The following is a 17,465-nucleotide window of genomic DNA, read 5'->3' on the forward strand; positions in this document are numbered from 1 at the left end:
TTCCGAGGATAACTTCCGCTCCTATCACGAGAGACGAAAAGACAACCGTGCCACTTGGAAGTGGTACACACCTCAATTTGAGTCATAAAAATAAGGGGTTTCCGGCCCCGTAGTTAATACACCTCTATAATTTTAACATTCACGACAAGGATCATTCATTTGAAAATTGACCCTAATTTCGACTTGGGGGCCGCAACCCGAGTTCGACAGATAGTTATCAAAGACCGACCCTGCGGATTTGGTAAGACAACCGAGATGCTCAACTCATTCGAGCATCATAAACAGTACTTGGTCGTTGTTCCTCTTTTGAGCGAATGCGACCGAGTGATAGCAGCGACACAGCAGCGAGGCATAACCTTTGAGCAGCCCGAGGCTGAGGCTGCTATCGAGTTTGATGAAAATGGTGATGAAGTTGTCACCACTAAGAAAATTCATTCACTGAGGCGACTTCTCTCGGAAGGACAGAATGTGGTCACCACTCATGCCATGTTCGATACCTTGGCAGAGGTTGCAGATGAAGGCTTGATTGACCCATGTCATGTTCACATTGATGAGGTTCTTTCTGTAATCGACGCAAGCTATGTCGTGAAAGCCAAAGCTTGGGATCGCCTTTTTCTGAAACCTGGACTGTGCACCGTCGATGAGAAAACCTCTCAAGTAATCCCAACAGCGGCTTGGGACGAAGAGTGCGCGGACCTGACCGAGCAAATAAAGCTGAGGTATTACAAAGCTGCTAAAGCCGGTCGGCTTTTCAATATTGAAGCTGGGTACAACGTTGCTGTGATGCCGGAAAAGCTTCTCAAAGCAGGACAATCTTTGACGCTCTATACTTTCAAGGCTGAGGGCTCGATCATGGCGGCATACTTAAATCGCCTTGGGCTGCACCCACTGCACGACCGGGGAAATCCCTGCATCGAGCAATCATTTGTCCGTGAGGCTCGTGATCTCATTACAGTGAAGAGTATCCCGTCGCTTGGTCATCTGAAATTTAGCTATACAGAGCAAACGGATAGTAAAGAAGGGAAGCCTAGCGTCTATGACCGGTTGGTGCCCAAGGCACTTTGCTCGTTGGCTAGGCGACCACTTAAAGATGTGCCCTTGGAAAACATTCTGCTGACCTGTCCGAAGAACAAGTGGTTTGCGGCGGGGAAGAGTCCCAAGGTTGGTCCTGATGGCGTCGAAATTGGTAGGTACTTACCTGGCCCTTATGCCAAAGGTTCAAGACTTCAAGGTCGAGGAGGTCGTGTTCATTGGTTGCCAAATACGACGCGAGGAACAAACGATTACAAGAACGCGACGCACCTGATTTATCTGTACAACCAGTACATAAACTCAAACATCCTAAGGTTCCTCGGGGCAGGATCGGTCAGTCAAGACGACTACGCACTTACTGAACTGATCCAGTGGGTGTGGCGGTCCCAGATAAGGGACAAAAAACCTATCACGCTTTATCTGCCAAGTCGCAGGATGCGGAACCTTTTCTTGAGTTGGCTTTGGGAGGACAAGATTCCGACCCAAATTCTCGACTCAGTTAATCGTTGAGGCAATTGTTGACCTCAATCTCTCGCAATCACCTATGACATTTAAATTATTGGAAAATTATCTATGGAGTATGTCTCAAAATACTCGACCATTATCCCTTTGTTGGTCGAATACTTCTCGCTAGCTAAAGCTGGCCCCTATCATCCTCTCCAAGTTCGCAACGATCTGAACCTTTCAAAGAACTTCTGGCGTGTCGCTATGAAGTCCTTTGTTTACCCCGATGGAAGCGAAGGTCGAAAAGCTCTGAAATCTGTTGGTGTGAATGTGGTGCCAGAAGCCCTCCAACGCCTCAACAGTGGTAAGGTCAGGATCAATTCGCTGTTTCTGAAAGATGGGGCAGGGGGTGGCTAAGCTCCCCTTGTCCGGCATCCCAGCTGGAAGGCGAAGTAGGGCATCTCGGGATGCATTGCGTCAGAGGCGGAACGCGCAGGAACTTGCGAACAAAAGCCGACCTTGTGCAGTGTCCGGCTGTGACAAACCAAGGCGCGGAGTATCCTGCTATTGTCGGGAACACTTCCAACGAAACCGTAGATACGGACACCCCACGGGTCGCTTGCCGACCCAAGGTGAACTCCGATCCCTCGAAGCCTCTATCAAAGCATGGCTCGAAGAAGACTACCTCACCACAGACTTTGCCAAGCGTTCCTTCAAGTCCTCTTGGGGTTCAGCCCAGCGCACCATTACCCACAACCCTGCCTTTGCTCTGCCGTTCTTTCGGCTTGAGGGAAACATGGGGTACACCCAAAAGGCTAAAGCCTGGGTGATCCTCTCCAACTACGTACACCGGGAAAGAAACTTGCTCTCTGATGCGATGGTCCGCTACATGGCTTGTCGTCTCTGGTCAGAGTTCCTCTGGAAGATGCCGGATGGGAAACGAGGGGCAGTTAAGACCCGGAACTTCTTTGTAGATACATGGGCCGGGAAGTTCGTACTAGCCAATTCAGGATTCTCTAAAACCAAGACGGAAGATAAGATCATCCGTTGGGAGAAGCCTTGGTACGTGTCGGATGATCCGGTCCAGAACCGGCCCCGACCTATCACTGAGAAGGTGACAAAGAAGGTCACCGTCAACCGTTTCAAGGCCGGACCTATCGTCCGTGCCATTGGAAAGGAACTCCATGAAGCTGTCGAACATGCGATGGGCAAAGCGTGGTTTTCCGACCATCGCCTTCTTGAGAAGGCTCATGAGGCTCTTGGCCTCCCATTCAAGACTTAAAAGAAAGAAGACATTACACAATGACAATTGAACACCTCATCGCCGACGACAATGCGGCAGTACCTAACAGTAACCTTGGTAACTCTGGCGAATTGCGAGCAACTGCCCGAGACGTGACCGCCGAGGCTCGTGCCAAGGGTCACTTCAACACTGCATCCGCACACATCCCTACTGCCGAGGCAAACAACAATCCCGACATTGTTGCTCGTGACGGAATGCGTATCTATGCAGGAGGGGATTACCAACCGACCGATCTGCTGGTGATCGATGGAATGGAAGTTACCTATGAGATGGCTCAATCACTTGGGTTGATCAAAGGGTCTGATTTCACTTCGCCTCAAGAGATTTTCACGCAAGACGCTGAGGTTGTCTCAGGGAATGAACCTGTAGATGATCGACCAGCCGAGGCGATATTGCTAGGTGATCAACTAACGATAGCCTTTGGGGATCAAGCCGCCGACGTTCTGCAAGTAGTCGGAAATGATATCGCTCAGAACGGTGAAATTAGCGAGCACGGTTTGGATTTTTTCCAGCGACACATGAACATGTCTCCCCAACAAGCGAAAGAGACCGTTGACGAATTGGAAGGGGTAGGAAACCGCGTCTTGCAAGATTTTCTCAACAACGGCGACGGGTATGAAATCGACCGGGTAGCCTTTCTTGCTAACTTGGCAGAAACGGGAACGCGCGATCAAAAGGAAACAGTGAGGAATGTTTGGTTCAAGGCCGCAACGGGGCAAATCACACGAGAGGCGGCCATCGAAGCTTTTAATCGACTAGTAGAGCCATATGCCTGATCCTATGGAAACCGAAAGCATCAAGAACGCTACCCAAGGTGAACTTGAAGAACTCAACGGGTTACTCGTTCGGGAACTGATCGCAAAGATCAAGGAAGGTACCGCAACTGGTACCGACCTTTCAACGGCGGCAAAGCTGATGAAGGAACACAAGGTTCAACCGATTGACCCAAGGGTTCCTGCTACGTCCTATCATAGTCAGATGCCGTACGGGAGTTTTGACTACCCAGTAGATGTTTGAGTGAAAGCCATCGGAAATAGTGCTTATTTCTCAGACCCTTTTGGTCTCGTTTCTCGTGAAATTATAGCAGTAAGTTGCTTGTAAGCTCTTAGATTGCCTCTCTTCCTTTGAGATGTTTTCAAAACAAGCAGAACTAAAAAACAAATTACTAGACCGACTGCAAGCAGGGCGAGTAATTCAATTCCTGACCAGGATGCAGGCATTGCACTGCTAGTTTCCATCAATGTGTCTCCGTCTGGCATAACCAATACGTTTGGCCTCTTGGATATATCCGTCCCGCTCGTTTTTCGCTTCAATGTGGATAGTTAGACCGAGTGTGAATGCGATCAAACTGGAAGCTCCCAACACTATCAAGGGTAGCGAAAAGGCAGAAGTGGCAGCTGCTACGACTACGCCTGAAAAAACCGAAGCACCGATTGATGCGCCAATTGTTCCCGCAATAGCGGACGTTCTGTCAGCATTGCTTGCTCTATCAGTCAAGTCATCTTCTCTTGACCTGAGGGCCTCTGAGATTGCCGGTTTTGCTTCTTCGCGAACAAAAGGTAGTAGGAGCAGTATTGCCTGTGTGGGATCGCCTTCGGCTGAAACATCCAGTTCCAATTTAGATGTAGTTACGGGAACGTTGGACTTGTAGGGAACTGGTAGGTAATCAGTGTTTTGCGAAGTGGAATGCAACACCTGCTTGCCATCTTTTTCTTCTATGCGCAGATGATTTTGGGTTCCACAGAAAGGACAATAGTTAGATTTCGGGTCAAAATTACTGTTACACCCCAAGCACTTTACTAATATCGACTCATCAAATTTTTCTTCTGACATTGGCAACCTCTAAAGGTGTTTAGCCATTGGTTGCTGATCGTAACACACAAACTGACGACCCGTCAGTATACTATATCGGGAAATGCTAAATTGGAATTGAACCCTAAAACAAGTTTAGGACAAAACCTACCTGGGTTGGACTCAGAGTCACCCCAAACCACCTCAGATTCCCCACCTATCACCAACCCCCTAACCCCTCTCAGCGAGTCTCTCAGGGCTTCTCTGAGCGCACTGCCAGACGACGCCTTGTCGATCCTTGACCCTGATCTCTTCGATCAGGCAAATAAGGAACTGAACAGACGCCCACAGAGCCGAGAGGCCAACAACCAATCGGGTGTACTCTTCAACGCCATCGATGGGTACACGCGGTTCTTCTACCGCGACGAGAAGAGTAGGGCGCGGCACATGTACCAGAACATTGTCGGGCTGGTTTACCCTTGCTCGAAGTCGGACGCGGAAAAGCGGCGTTTGGGTCAAGCGTTTGAGGACGGTTGGGAGAGTGGGGACTTAGAGTTTTTGGCGAGTGTGCCTAGGGAGGACTAGGGGTTTTACGGAAACGTTTAAGGCACTCGAATGAGATAGACGTCATCCAGGCATGAGGTTTCGGTTTTGATTTTTCCTTCCTGGATCAGTGAGTTAAAAGAGATCAGAACACAAAACTCTTGGAACACTCTATGGTCACATATTTGAGAAGTTTGTTTGTGAAAGCAGCTATCGAAAAAGCACTAAAACGTAAGGCCCCAAACACGATTCCTTTGTCCGGCATGGAGCGGTTGCGGAAACGAAACTACTATTCAGTCCACTTAACCGATGAAGGCAATCGGGACAGGTTTGTTGTTGATTCCGTTCATCGCAAAGGACTGGAGGGGTATTGGTTTTCTGGCATGGGCAATGGAATGAAAGCTTCCGTTCCAAACCGGTTTATCGCTCCGCTTAGTCTGGAGATAATCCACTATGCGCAAGAACTAGAGTTAAAACACCGATCCGCTCTGGGATTCTTCTGGTCAATCCTAAGTTTCAAGGCTGCGCGGGAGTTGTGCAAGCATCGGTTTCGTGTCTGGCGGTTCTCAAACAAGAAACTCGCAAGACAAGACAGGATGGAAATACTGTCGTGGGCTTACACTTGGACTCTTGAGCGGGAAGACCACAAACCAGTCTTCACTCCTTTGAGCTACTTGAGGCAAAGCCATGGTGATTTCATCGTTTTTCATCCTGAGAAAGCCCGCTTGGCTCGATACTATAGTATCGTGTTTGACTCTCTGGTTGCGTCGGGAGAATTTGAGAAAGCGAAGGGCGCTTTTACTTATTCGTTGTCCCCAAGGGCGCCATATACACTTGATCGTTATGAGGAGTCAGACAGGCGTCACTCCGATAACATTACCCAACAACGCATGTTGGGACGCCTTACATTTGCACTCGTTCTGGTTGGGGTCGGGCAGATTGTCGCCTCAGTTTTGGTTAATTAATAGGCGGGGAACTAGATAGTCGTTTAGGTGGATTGGGAGGGTCCTTCCACAAACCCTCCCGCGACCCCAAAGTGGTGAAAGGAAACTCAAAGCCAATGTGCGTCAGTCTTGTCGTTACTCCGAGGTTTCCTCGCATTCAACTCAACGCCCCAAACTGAGTCAATCTGACTCACCCTTACATGTACGGGTTGACCACCCGGATTCTGTTACAGTAACAGTCGTACTCGAACCATGTTGGTTCTCGGAGAAATCCTGAGGATTGCCAAGGGGTTCTGGTGGTCGACTTACTGTTCCACGATTGTAATCAGTAGGTCCGCGGTTCGAGTCCGTGTGGGGGCACCATCAAATCAAAAAAAGACATTAAATAACAGTGTGGTAGGAGTTTCACGTAGTTGATGATCCACCCTTTAATCCACCTTGTGTGGTTTCCTGTGGTGCTCATACGGCTGCGACTCATAGACCAATCAGAATCTTCTCGCACATCTTTCAGGCTGCTCATTAATTGGCTCCAAATCTCATCAATCGAAGTGTCAAAAAGAAACCTCGGAAATGCCTTTTCCAAGTTCCGCGTTGCTGTGCAAAGGTTAATACATTGTTAACGGAGTATGATTGTGAAAACGCTTATTTCAGCCGGTGCGATTGCACTTTTCCTTTCTCTCGGAGCCGCTTGGGCGCAGAATTCCCAAATGCCAGCGACAACCACTGCCACCCCAGTTGAAACGGGCTTGTTCTGGGAACTGATAGACAAAACCGGGAAGGCAAAGGTTTATGACGCTGCTTGCTGCAAGGTGTGCCGAAAAGGGAAGGCATGTGGGGATAGCTGCATCAGTCGGAACTACAATTGCCACAAGGGGCCAGGCTGCGCCTGCAATGGATAGCAGTTCGGTATTTCCCGCTATCTAACGGTTCCCGTATCACTGCTTTCAGTGAAAGAACCGTTGTTGTGCTTCGGCTCTGAATTAACAAAGAGAAGTGCGGCAAGGGGGAGCACCAATGAGAGTAGCTGAAGCGACTGATTTGCAGGGAGCCAAGATAGCCGTCATTTGTGACGATGCGGTTGTGGCTTATTTGAGAGATGATTTCGACCACATTCCCAACCCAAATCAATGGGACCTACCAGGGGGAGTGCGAGAAGCAGACGAAACCGCCCTAGAATGTGCACTACGTGAAACACAGGAGGAGTTCGGCATTTGCTTGCCAAAGAGCCCAATTGATTACGAAGCAACTTACTTCGCTGAAGCTGCGGGACCTCTACCCAAACGAGAAGTCGCCCTATTTGCCATAATTGTATCGGAAGACGTCATTTCAGCTATTAGGTTTGGTGAAGAGGGGCAGTGTTGGCGAATGATGCCAATCAAAGAATTTGTCAACCGAACCGACGTTGTACCTGAGCTTCAAGCTGCGTTTCGGGTGTTCTGGGAGGGTTGATGGATGAACGCGCTGAGTATCCGGGATGAAAAATGACAGCGCTAGTCTCATACAAAAAATCCGCCGCATAATGTTGATTGCTGATGCGGTCCAAGCCAGTGCAATTTCTGCTATGCGGACATTCCCGACGTTCGCCTTATGCCGCCCGAACAGGTGGAAGTACCGGCCACGGAGCTGCCGTTCGCTGCATTGCGATGCTAGTTGCAACAAACGGCGGCAAGTGCACAATAGCGGACTTTGCAAGGTCGCGACTAGACCGCAGGCAATACTCGCAGGTCACCTTGGACGCGTCTTTTGGGCATCTAGTGCAGCCTCTCCTAGTTCGTCGGACAAGCATCGCAAAGTCGCGATCATTACCAATCTTCCAACACAGTGCTGACCGGCAAGTAAGAACGTGTTTGTCATGTGTAGAAGAGAGATCGCCGTCATGTGCAGAGGGTCTGCAAGGCCGCTGTCGCTAGGCCCTATTTGATGCATTAGGCGTGTTGATTCTGACATGCCCAACAGTGCATTTGGATGAGTGAACCCCGCGTGGTTATGCTTGCAAGCCCATCTAAACCTTGGCCTCCAATGGTCCATTCCAACGGCTTTCTCCAAATCAAAAAACGTGGCCTTTTGATTGGCCATGAGACCTAACGCTGGTTTTGCCCAATCCATATCAGTTTTAAGACGTCTGCCAGCATTCTCTTCGGCTGCATCGCATGCCCGTCGCATTCTTTCTATTTGGGCTTCAGAAAATGGTTCCATCTGGTTTCTGTCCGCATATTCATTGACTTTCCTTGCCGCCTTGAAGTCAGAGAAAACGGCGCTCAACCTGTAATCCTGTGCTGTTGCACCGTCGTGAGAAGCGATAAACATCGCTGTAACTGCAACTTCGTGTAGTGCGCGCCAGCGCGCCAGCGCACCATCAGCAAAACCACCTTCCAAAAGACAGATTATTTCGTTTGTAATCAGCAGGGCTTTAGGGTGAAGAATGCACAAGGTATCAAAAACGAGTGGTTCAACTCCATCGGGCACACCAGAACGAGCGTGGGCCTCCCCGGCCTCTTGAGCCGACCGCCGCATCACCTTCAATAGGCGCAATGGAGTTTCCCATCGTTCAAGGTGCCGAGTTTTGAAACTGGAAGTTTGCTGATGCTCTTCACTAAGCATTTCAGGTGCACCGCTCTTCAGATTCTCCGCCAAACTCGGAGCCCCTTCAGAGACAATATGTTCTAGAAACTTCTCGACCTTCTCCGAGCTGGCACCTTCTTCGGAAACCAGTCTTTCGACAGCCGCTATGATTGGGTCGCTCAAGTTCGAAAAGAAAGTGTCTTTCTGATCGTATGTACTTGCGGTCAACTTTGCGTTTCCTTCGAAAGGATCTATGCGAGACCACACGCTACTGCCATAAATAATATTGCTAAGCCATAGGGGTCTACCTTTTGCATTAGTGTTGAATGGTATCGGAGAGGTTTTCGCTACGATAGCTTGTTGCGGCAAGGCCCATACCTGGAGGAGCCGGACGCTCACACCTTCAACTAACTATACGGTGTTAGGTGTTCCGCACTTCCGGACTCATCGGCAAACTCTTTTGAGTAAAGACGTATTTCATAAAAAAGATCATCGTCGGCAAAGGCTTTTGCGGAAAACGCAAAGGCTAATATTCCGCGATAATAGTAGTTTAGCAGGTCGTCTACATGATCACGATACAGAGGTGAGCTCTTGGCACCGTGCAAATGAAATCTTGGGGGTGTACCATAGTACAACTCCATTATGTGAGGTGATGCTCCATGAACATACCCTGAATATCCTTTATGTATTGTGCGACTTACTTCTATTCCCGTACTTGGATCATCCAGACCACTAATGTTGTTAACGTACGCTCTTATTTTTCTTCTCGATACCGTAGGTCGTTTTTGAGAGGAATCTAACACACTCGATGGATTGTCACATTCTTCCTCATAAAACGCTTTCAAAAACGCATCATGCAGTTTGGAGCGGTTATCAAATACGACTGAGTAAGTTAAAAATAAGATGTCTTCCATCAGCTCATCAAGTATTCTTTGGATGGCAGCTTGCTCCTGAGTAAGGCCATAGGCATTCAGCGTATGCATGGCTTGAATGCCAGTTATAACTCTCGCGAGTTTCTGTAATATTGCTGCGTGAATCGATAAGTTATCATAGCGATATGTATATCCATCCCCTATTTGAATCTGCTTAGGTTGCTCGATGCGAGCAGCCAAACTGTCAAAAAAAGCCGACATATTCTGTATGGCGTTGGCGTATAAGTGATCCAAGTCCTGTACTTCCTTGAAAATTGAATTTCTATTGATTGCTCAATATCCGCATTGGGGTCGTTAGCGACTGCTGTGTCTGCAACGTCCAGTGTTGTTCCAAAAGTTCGGTGTGGGCGAAAATCCAAGTGTTGAAATGGTCAGTCGGACTGGCGAACTCCGTTGCCATCTAACTCTCTCGCAATCGCATTTGCGAGGGTACGCGCCTCAACCGCCGTCTCGACTGGGACAGTTTGCCCATGTGCGCCAGCGTTGCCGACATCCATGACAAACCGCATTGCGGAATCCAAGTGCTCTGCCTCTGGATTCATCTTCAAGTAAGTCTTCCACATTCCTGCAAGGCTTAAGAATTTTCGACCTTCTTTAGGAACCAGCTTCTTGCTGTGCCCGAAGTAGTCACGAAGCTTGGCTTCAAGTGTTATCCGCAGATACGCCATTTCACCTGCCAGTTCTAGAGGCTCCATGTCGCGATACTCTTCGCGAAGCTGCTCAACATCTTTCAGCGGAATCGGCTGGGCATTGGGACGCCCTCTCCTGATTTCACTCTCCGCTTTTGCTGCATCGGTAAGCGATGGGATGGTTACGTGGACATTCTGGCTCTGATTTGCAGAAACACTGCTAATAAGCTGCGTTTGGATTTTGATTTGCTCGCCGACTTCCAACTTGAAGTCGGACATGTCCCTCTTCACCTCGTCGACCTTAGATTTGAAAGAAAAAACGCCTGTAAGGCTGAATTCCTGCGCGAAAGGGAGCAGGAACAGCACCAGCGCTGCCAATAAACAGAGGCCGGGATTACCAGTCCAATCGGGCGGGTATCCGTAACCAAGGTTTGCCAAAGCAAAAAAGTAGGCTGCACCCACCCAACACACCAAACGTAAGAAAGTCTGCAATCCGCCGCCTCTTAACCCGCTACAAGTTCCCAGGCAGACTGCCGCAGACACATGAGAATTACCAGCAGGCAATGCACGCAAAACGTGTGGAGCGTTGACTGGTCAACTGCTGCATCGTCCGTCAATCTGCATTTCGTCGAGTTAGACCGAACGTCTAGTTAGGTGGCTAACCTGACATACGCACAAGCAGTATTCGTCTCTCCCAGCAATGACAGCTATGGGCTCGATTATCACCTCAATCGGGTGCGAAGATTAGCAAGATTGAACCGTTGACGCCATCGGCGGTTATCCATCTTTCGCCGCGTATACAGCATCAAATGCGTAGAACAGCCGCCGGTTTACACTGGCAATCCACTTCAATGACCTATCGTGCTCATTCAAATTTACACGCTTCGACCATCCGATGAATGCGGGATTACAAAGCTCGACAACCGGTGCTACGTATCGAATGTCGGCGGGCATCTCGATTGGGTAGGCAGAATAAGTCTGGTCCTCGTTGTAGTGGAGGTCGAAATTCATTGAATGCCCCCAACTTGCATGGATAGATTCTGAACTGAGTCCGTAAACGTTGCCATACAGAGCATCCAATCCTAGAGCCTTAAACATATCTCGGATGCTCTTTCCGTCGACTTTCCAATTGTGCTTTTTCTGAACTTCAAAGCTGGCAGTTGAGAACCCTTCCGCATTGAGCTGTGTGAGCACGTCAGCCTTCAAGCGCTTGCCCGCTTTTGTCGCATAAAAACCCTCGTTTTCAGGCGCCTCCAAAATCCTCAGACGATCCTTGTACGAACATTTTCGGTAGTTTTCGATGGTTTCAGGTGTCGCTTGAAGGAGGTATTGTGCGACAATACCCGCTTCAATCGCTTGTCGCTCCAAGTAGCTAATTATGTTGGCATCGCCTGCCTTATAGTAAACTACAATCTCACGTAGGAGCTTGCTGATTTTCACTAACAGCCCAAGGATTGGGGCGTCATTGAGATCAAATCCGGATGGGTTCCGTTCTTCATTTTTGAGCCTTGTATTGATGTCATAAATCTCTGCAACGTCGGTAAAAAAAACAGGGGAGAAATCGAGTAGTCGACCAATGTCACAACCAACTTCCGGGACTTTAATCGATTGGTATTTCTTGAAAATTTCTTGAAATTCTTCCATAGCGTTCACCTAATGCCATCCATCCTTTTATCCTTACAAACGCCCACAGAAAGTCAAAGGCTGGAGTGGGCCTTGAATGGTCGTAGTTCCCAGATTGGAGAATTGTAGGTTAGTCCCCACTGTCACCTTTCACTCTGCGGAACTGAATGTCCGGTTTACGTTGCTCGCGACTTGCTGCACTCGTGATAGACCGAAGCGTGATCAAAGGCGGCTTTGGGCTCAAACCGGACATGCGGCAGTACGACAGGCGAAAACACGACCTTGCCCGACGCAAATGGCCGCGAAGCGGACAAAGCTGCCATTGAAACGACTAAGGTGTTGTTGAAAACACATTCACGCGCAGACCGGCGATGGAGTTTCTCGCTTTGGCTGGCGCAATTATGGGAGAATAGACTTCGCAAAGCGCTTTAACGTATCGGTGGCTCCGCGGCGCCCGACTATTTCCAAGAGAGCTGTCTCATCTTCAGGATTCGCTGAGAAACTGGGTAACATACTTGATAAACCTGAGCAGCTTTCTTCATTCGCTTCATTTGGAAATTCGTCAAGAACGCCTCTGATTTCGTTTTGATACCAATATTCGGCCCAAGTGTACCCGGAGTAAATCAGGCAAGCTGATTCTTCGTCACTAAATGGATCAAGATGAGTTCGAATTTGTGGCAGGATTCTTGACCACTTTTCATCAGATAACTCGGCACCAGAAGGATACCCAACGTGTAATCCAAACATGCAAACAGAAACTCCATTGAGTTTCTCCATTAACCATTTTTTTCGCTCACTTTCGGCTTCTTGATGAGAAAGCATGATTCCAACGACTCTATGGAGCAAATTTGTTCGAAGAAAATAGCTTTTGACTTTTCTTTTTTTTCTCCCGCCCGCGTCAGCAATTAGGATGTGCGAGACGAAACTGTCAAATGAATTAGGTGCTTTAGCTACATTATCTGATTGATCCGATGAAAAAGTGTAGGACAATTGGACGACAGGATTGACGCCCAAGTTGTCGAAAACACCACCGTCCACAAAACTTCCTACATACTTGTTGCCGATAAACAGCGGAACCTGTGAAAAGACCGGAGGAATTGCAGTTGATGCGGCTACGGCACGAGCAATTGGAACCAGCTTTGAATCGTATGAAGCTGCAAAGCTGATTTCGTCAGTATCAAGACTCAGGTGACCATGTTCCTTCACTGAATCATCAGCCTTGTTATTCCAGAGAGCTTTAGCACCCTGCTCGCTCAATTCGGCAAAAACGCCAGTTGAGAAGACCTTTTGTTTGCCAGAAATTAGATCGATAGCTGACAGGCACATTATTGGGTTTGAATTAAGCAGCCCCGTCGAATTGCCTTCATATATCTCATTTATCAATGTCGCAATTCGCATCTCGCTAGGGATCATTGGAAGCAAAAGGGTGCTATAGCGCGTCCAAGAGACTTGCTCGGATGTGCCAAAAAAATTCATCCAATGATTCGTTTCTTCACGACACTTGCAGTTTGCTTTTTGCACCGCTCGAAGCAAATAAATATAACTGCACAGGCAGATGGAACCGGTGACCAGCCAAGCCCAACTCAAACTATGGTGAATGTTCAAACCCGCAAATGCTATGAGGGAAATCCATAGAATGATGGAAAAGTAAAAGTGATGAAGAACTCCACGCGATGTGGAACGAAGCAACTTCGCTTCAAAGGCATCCCAATCAAAATCCCCATCGCGATCAAAATTTTGTTGAAATAAAGCCGCAGTAATGGCGCCTCCTGACACGGCTGAAACAACGCGGATGTGACCCAGCAAGCCTGTTTCGTAGAGACGGCGTAAGACTCCCAAATGAAATAGAGTAGCGCGAAATCCTCCCCCAGAAAGGCAGAGAGCTATTCCCTTGAAATCCATTTTTCACCTAGCGGTCAAATTACTCGCTTTAGTTTTCTCACGGTTACTAAACTACCACAATTATGATCATTGGGTGACGTTATTTTCCTCAGAATTGGAATCTTTCTTTTCCGCATCCCAAATGCTGAGAAAAGACCAAATGTCAGCATTTGCAGGTTAGTCACGACGCAGCTGGTAGAGTCACACATCGGCTTCGTTCACTACAGCGTCTGAGGCTATCTGATCGAGTCTTGGAATGTAATAATCCCCACTGGCAATTGGCACTTATTTCGCGTCGACTGGGCTTGATCAATGCTCAAGTTGGGCTCAAAGCAGTCTTTCTGCTTCCCAATGGATCAGGCGATTGAACTCATCACAAAAGGCACTGCCTTGGCGTTGGGATCGGGCCACTTTTTGCCACCACCAGTGGCGGCTCTTTTGGAAACGACCGAATGTCAAACCACTTGAAGCACGTCCCGTCCGCGTTTCGCGCGTCTCCCATGTATAGCTGCGAACCAGTTGTTCGGTGCCGTATCAGTGCCGCTCTAAACGCTCGCAGGTCAATCAGCCACCAGCTTACAATCGATTGTCCGTCAGGCCCCGCGTGGCCATAGAACATCCAATCTCCGTGTCCGTTCACTATCTTGGATAACTCGGTTTCAGCGCCTGTTGGCAGCTTTGCGCGGATAGTGAACTGATGCGGGTATCTGGATGCGTAGCCGTGGCGTCTGACTCTAGCTGCTATCCGCATGTCCTTGGCGTCCAGCATCAACAAGTCCGTGGCTTGAAAGTGGTCCAGCGGATCTGGCGCGGCCTGTATAATGTGGTTGCCGATGATGCTCTTTATCTCTGGCAAGAATTGGTCTGACCAGTGTCGATTGACGCTGTAGAAACTCATACGGAACCTCGAACATAATTAAGGCGCAGTCTTTTCCGCGCCCTGATGGTGAATCTGGTTTAAGCAGCTTCAACTTGTGTTTCGTCCTTTGGCGGATGTGCGGTTTCCAAACGTTCAATGGCGTCCGCTGCCAGTTCGGCGATTGCCTCAAGCAGGGCGTCATAGCCACCCCTGTTCGCCAGGTCGATGTTCATAGTGGAGTCACTGGCTGCGATCCCCACACGACAAAGGTTGAAGATGGCGTAACAGTTGCCTTCAGCCGACTTCGTAACCTTGCTGTCATACAGATCAAACGTATCATTCATGACGCCAACTCCGGATGGTTTACTGAATCCAAGGCGGCGTTGAGTTTCTTGGCCCGGTCCTGAGCCATCTCCATAACAACAATCATGTTATCGCCGCTGTCATTGCCGCCGACTAGAGCGGTTGCCGCTTCTAGAAGGCTTTCTATGATTAGCGCCTCTTGCTGCAATTCAGCCCGAGTGCACCTTTTGTTGGGATAAGAAAAAACTTCCCTGTTCGCGCTGGCGCGTTGTTCAGTCATTGCTGTTTCCTCCGATTTAGTATTTATACTAAAAGTATCATCACAGGGGTATATAGGTGTCAATACTAAAAGTATCAATAGAGCAGGTCAAAGCCGCGAGAGCCTTGTTACAGTGGTCACAAATTGACCTGGCTAATGCGTCCAAAATCTCGGTTCCCACAATCAAGAGGCTGGAAGCTTCATCCGGAGAAATTGGGGGGCGAGAAGAGACAGTAAAAGCAATACGAAACACCTTGGAAGCTCGGGGAATCCAGTTCCTGGATGTGGGGGACACGGCTAATGGTGTTGGGGTCGTTTTAACCGTGGATTCAGATAAGTAATGAAGCCACTTGGCCTTACTCCGAATTGCAAAGACGCCGATCATAGAGAATGCACAAAGACAAATCTCTAAAAGAAATTCAAAAGATGCCACCCCGAGAAAGGTGGCATTTGGCTCGCGAAAAAATGAGCGATGATAAGAACGAAGGGGTTGTTCCAACTCTGCTTCAGCACATGCGCGCTCACGAGAATACCTATTGGTTAGTGTACTCCCCTCAAATCGCGAACCAGATCCCAGATTCATATGCCGCGCACGCGTTTTCGGAGCTTCAACGAAGCGTCCTGCACTATGAAATCGTCAGGCTATGCACATTCTGGGACGCTGTTGACCTCGACAGCAGGAGCATTCCAACAATCGCGGCATTGGCCGACTGCTCTGGTGTGACTCAATGTGTCTATGACGATCACTTTACTCACTATCAGAATTTCGACTTAGGTTGGTCTAAGGAGTGGGGGACCAAAGCGCGGCGCAGATTACGAACGGGCGTCCGTGCCGCGCATGAACTCGAAGCGTCAGGCACTCTCCGAAATGCACGAAATTTCAGAGACAAACTTGCTCACCAATTAGAGCAAACTCGCGAAGAAAAGAAAGCCGCAGTGCCCCGACCTCGCTACGGAGACGAACGTAGACTGCTTAGAAAAACAGTAACAATCGTAAATAATCTTTACTTAAGCCTAAACGGAACAGGGTTTGACTGGGACAGTGCGAAAGAAATGCACAAGCGAAACGCTGAATCACTATGGAAGGGTGTGAACGTCAAGGTGCTTCGTTAGTCAATCCCTACAGTGCTCAGAATGCGAGGCTGAAGATCAGGCCATTATACCGGTTGGTGCGTTGAGGTTGCTAAACTAGCTACCGTCACAGCATTTTTTCAGATGGTTGAGACACACTTTGGATTTCAACTCATTCGCTATTTTTTTGCCTCGTGACTGTTTGTTGTACAGGAAATCGCGAATTTGATAAATTTTCGGCGCCGTGTAAACTGAATCTACAATTAATGCGACATTGTTGATCTAAGTCCTTATTTGGAGAAAAAATTTCATGGATGACGTGGGGAGCGTTATTACGTCTCAGGTAGACCTGTTATGGTCGGTGGCGCTAGCAATGCTCGTGTCGGAAAGCTACCTAATTGCGCGCTTTTTGACAGGGAGAAAGGAAACACTCGGGCTGATCGCAAAGTTGGCCCTCGGTGGTTCGATAATTGGTCATTTTCTTTCCATGGTTTTTGGCTATCTGACGTACGGATCAGTTGTGGAGATGGTTAGAGTCTCGGACTCTGGTGGCGAGGCTCTACAGTATTATAGAGATGCCGCGTTCTCTGGTGTCGTACAATGTGGAGCGTTTGCTGTAGCGTTGCTACTTTTCCTAGCTGTTTTTTTCCTCAATTCAAAAGTTATCGGGAGCGCATTAAGTGACTAATTTTATTGATCAAAACCGTAGATCCATATTGGTTGGTTCTATCGCACTTGTTGCCGCCGGGAAGGCTAATATTGCATACGCCCAAAATATTCCAGATATAGAGAATACTGTTGAGTATTTGCAAACCCCGCAAACTGTTGCGCTGCTCTATAGTAATTTGAGTATTATGTACTCTCTGACGTTGGGGATATATCTGCAACAGAACCAAGCTAGCGTCTCAGATCCAGAAAAGCTTGACTCCCTGGAGTTACCTCCATTGGCAAGTGGTGATTTTGAGATTTGGAATTTGCTCCAGCGTTTATCAACAGATGACGGAAGCGCCGAACGTTTAGCTATACAAGAAGCGCTCAAGGAAAGTGACCCGCTATCCGGCAGTCAACGAGGAACACAGAATGAAACACTCATTGCAAACGTAACCAATGGGCTAGGTGAAATAGGCATTGATACGGAAATTCAAACTGTGAAGGAAGCCGTAGACAGTTTAACAAGTGCAGAGAGAATTGCAGCGGTTTCCATCGATGAAGGCAACGAAAGCAATTACTTTTGTCGCGTATTTCCCTGGGTGTACTTCTGCTGATCTTGCTTTGATGTTAAGTGGAAA

The 17,465-nt window shown here is 48.4% G+C and carries 18 protein-coding genes; 10 read left to right on the plus strand and 8 right to left on the minus strand.

Annotation, left to right across the window (positions count from 1 at the left end; all coding sequences use genetic code 11):
• Window positions 1-159: 159 nt before the first annotated feature.
• The 5 genes from GOX63_RS06965 (at window position 160) to GOX63_RS06985 (ending at window position 3,796) form a co-directional block, all read left to right on the plus strand.
• Entirely contained in the window at window positions 160-1,542 is a 1,383-nt protein-coding gene (locus GOX63_RS06965; RefSeq protein ID WP_170545253.1) for a hypothetical protein, read from the plus strand.
• Window positions 1,543-1,605: 63 nt separating this feature from the next.
• Entirely contained in the window at window positions 1,606-1,893 is a 288-nt protein-coding gene (locus tag GOX63_RS06970; RefSeq protein ID WP_170545255.1) for a hypothetical protein, read from the plus strand.
• A 202-nt stretch (window positions 1,894-2,095) separates the two neighbouring features.
• Entirely contained in the window at window positions 2,096-2,758 is a 663-nt protein-coding gene (locus GOX63_RS06975; RefSeq protein WP_170545256.1) for a hypothetical protein, read from the plus strand.
• Between the two features lie 20 nt (window positions 2,759-2,778).
• Complete coding sequence (locus GOX63_RS06980) at window positions 2,779-3,555, plus strand: hypothetical protein (RefSeq protein WP_170545258.1); 777 nt, start codon at window positions 2,779-2,781, stop codon at window positions 3,553-3,555.
• The gene (locus GOX63_RS06985; RefSeq protein WP_170545260.1) at window positions 3,548-3,796 is read left to right on the plus strand and encodes a hypothetical protein; all 249 of its coding nucleotides are present in this window, start codon (window positions 3,548-3,550) and stop codon (window positions 3,794-3,796) included. The genes GOX63_RS06980 and GOX63_RS06985 overlap by 8 nt, the downstream gene beginning before the upstream one ends.
• Window positions 3,797-4,006: 210 nt before the next feature.
• On the opposite strand, the gene GOX63_RS06990 is transcribed toward GOX63_RS06985, so the two are convergent.
• Entirely contained in the window at window positions 4,007-4,612 is a 606-nt protein-coding gene (locus GOX63_RS06990; protein WP_170545262.1) for a hypothetical protein, read from the minus strand.
• Window positions 4,613-5,286: 674 nt separating this feature from the next.
• Here GOX63_RS06990 and GOX63_RS06995 point away from each other — a divergent pair.
• Window positions 5,287-6,078, plus strand: coding sequence for a hypothetical protein (locus GOX63_RS06995; RefSeq protein ID WP_170545264.1), 792 nt, complete (start codon window positions 5,287-5,289; stop codon window positions 6,076-6,078).
• Between the two features lie 993 nt (window positions 6,079-7,071).
• A complete protein-coding gene (locus tag GOX63_RS07000; RefSeq protein ID WP_170545266.1) occupies window positions 7,072-7,506 on the plus strand; it encodes an NUDIX domain-containing protein in 435 nt (144 codons plus the stop codon).
• Between the two features lie 276 nt (window positions 7,507-7,782).
• Here GOX63_RS07000 and GOX63_RS07005 read toward each other — a convergent pair whose 3' ends face one another.
• The 7 genes from GOX63_RS07005 to GOX63_RS07035 form a co-directional block, all read right to left on the minus strand.
• The gene (locus tag GOX63_RS07005) at window positions 7,783-8,847 is read right to left on the minus strand and encodes a DUF5677 domain-containing protein (RefSeq protein ID WP_170545268.1); all 1,065 of its coding nucleotides are present in this window, start codon (window positions 8,845-8,847) and stop codon (window positions 7,783-7,785) included.
• Window positions 8,848-9,026: 179 nt separating this feature from the next.
• Complete coding sequence (locus GOX63_RS07010) at window positions 9,027-9,785, minus strand: hypothetical protein (protein WP_170545270.1); 759 nt, start codon at window positions 9,783-9,785, stop codon at window positions 9,027-9,029.
• A 137-nt stretch (window positions 9,786-9,922) separates the two neighbouring features.
• Window positions 9,923-10,672: a hypothetical protein gene (locus GOX63_RS07015; protein ID WP_170545272.1), complete on the minus strand. Its 750-nt coding sequence runs from the start codon at window positions 10,670-10,672 to the stop codon at window positions 9,923-9,925.
• A gap of 285 nt (window positions 10,673-10,957) precedes the next feature.
• On the minus strand, window positions 10,958-11,824 hold the full coding sequence (locus GOX63_RS07020; protein ID WP_170545275.1) for a DUF5677 domain-containing protein: 867 nt from the start codon (window positions 11,822-11,824) through the stop codon (window positions 10,958-10,960).
• A 378-nt stretch (window positions 11,825-12,202) separates the two neighbouring features.
• A complete protein-coding gene (locus tag GOX63_RS07025; RefSeq protein WP_170545277.1) occupies window positions 12,203-13,705 on the minus strand; it encodes a patatin-like phospholipase family protein in 1,503 nt (500 codons plus the stop codon).
• A gap of 936 nt (window positions 13,706-14,641) precedes the next feature.
• Window positions 14,642-14,887 (minus strand): hypothetical protein, encoded by a 246-nt coding sequence (locus GOX63_RS07030; RefSeq protein ID WP_170545280.1) that lies wholly within the window; start codon window positions 14,885-14,887, stop codon window positions 14,642-14,644.
• Entirely contained in the window at window positions 14,884-15,126 is a 243-nt protein-coding gene (locus GOX63_RS07035) for a hypothetical protein (protein WP_170545283.1), read from the minus strand. Before GOX63_RS07035 ends, GOX63_RS07030 begins: the two co-directional genes overlap by 4 nt.
• Before the next feature lie 369 nt (window positions 15,127-15,495).
• On the opposite strand from GOX63_RS07035, the gene GOX63_RS07040 reads away from it, so the two are divergent.
• From GOX63_RS07040 to GOX63_RS07050, 3 genes are all read left to right on the plus strand, one after another.
• The gene (locus GOX63_RS07040; protein WP_170545286.1) at window positions 15,496-16,218 is read left to right on the plus strand and encodes a hypothetical protein; all 723 of its coding nucleotides are present in this window, start codon (window positions 15,496-15,498) and stop codon (window positions 16,216-16,218) included.
• Between the two features lie 268 nt (window positions 16,219-16,486).
• Window positions 16,487-16,864: a hypothetical protein gene (locus GOX63_RS07045; RefSeq protein ID WP_170545288.1), complete on the plus strand. Its 378-nt coding sequence runs from the start codon at window positions 16,487-16,489 to the stop codon at window positions 16,862-16,864.
• A complete protein-coding gene (locus GOX63_RS07050; protein WP_170545291.1) occupies window positions 16,857-17,441 on the plus strand; it encodes a hypothetical protein in 585 nt (194 codons plus the stop codon). The genes GOX63_RS07045 and GOX63_RS07050 overlap by 8 nt, the downstream gene beginning before the upstream one ends.
• Window positions 17,442-17,465: the final 24 nt, after the last annotated feature.

The organism is Ruegeria arenilitoris (assembly GCF_013031355.1).
Taxonomy (GTDB): Bacteria; Pseudomonadota; Alphaproteobacteria; order Rhodobacterales; family Rhodobacteraceae; genus Ruegeria; species Ruegeria arenilitoris_C.

Bases quoted from the DNA above. Each gene is read 5' to 3' on its own strand.
- GOX63_RS07000 (WP_170545266.1), top strand. From the start codon at position 7,072: ATGAGAGTAGCTGAAGCGACTGATTTGCAGGGAGCCAAGATAGCCGTC.
- GOX63_RS07040 (WP_170545286.1), top strand. From the start codon at position 15,496: ATGCACAAAGACAAATCTCTAAAAGAAATTCAAAAGATGCCACCCCGA.
- GOX63_RS07020 (WP_170545275.1), bottom strand. From the start codon at position 11,824: ATGGAAGAATTTCAAGAAATTTTCAAGAAATACCAATCGATTAAAGTC.
- GOX63_RS06980 (WP_170545258.1), top strand. From the start codon at position 2,779: ATGACAATTGAACACCTCATCGCCGACGACAATGCGGCAGTACCTAAC.
- GOX63_RS07030 (WP_170545280.1), bottom strand. From the start codon at position 14,887: ATGAATGATACGTTTGATCTGTATGACAGCAAGGTTACGAAGTCGGCT.
- GOX63_RS07035 (WP_170545283.1), bottom strand. From the start codon at position 15,126: ATGACTGAACAACGCGCCAGCGCGAACAGGGAAGTTTTTTCTTATCCC.
- GOX63_RS06990 (WP_170545262.1), bottom strand. From the start codon at position 4,612: ATGTCAGAAGAAAAATTTGATGAGTCGATATTAGTAAAGTGCTTGGGG.
- GOX63_RS07045 (WP_170545288.1), top strand. From the start codon at position 16,487: ATGGATGACGTGGGGAGCGTTATTACGTCTCAGGTAGACCTGTTATGG.
- GOX63_RS06970 (WP_170545255.1), top strand. From the start codon at position 1,606: ATGGAGTATGTCTCAAAATACTCGACCATTATCCCTTTGTTGGTCGAA.
- GOX63_RS07025 (WP_170545277.1), bottom strand. From the start codon at position 13,705: ATGGATTTCAAGGGAATAGCTCTCTGCCTTTCTGGGGGAGGATTTCGC.
- GOX63_RS06985 (WP_170545260.1), top strand. From the start codon at position 3,548: ATGCCTGATCCTATGGAAACCGAAAGCATCAAGAACGCTACCCAAGGT.
- GOX63_RS06995 (WP_170545264.1), top strand. From the start codon at position 5,287: ATGGTCACATATTTGAGAAGTTTGTTTGTGAAAGCAGCTATCGAAAAA.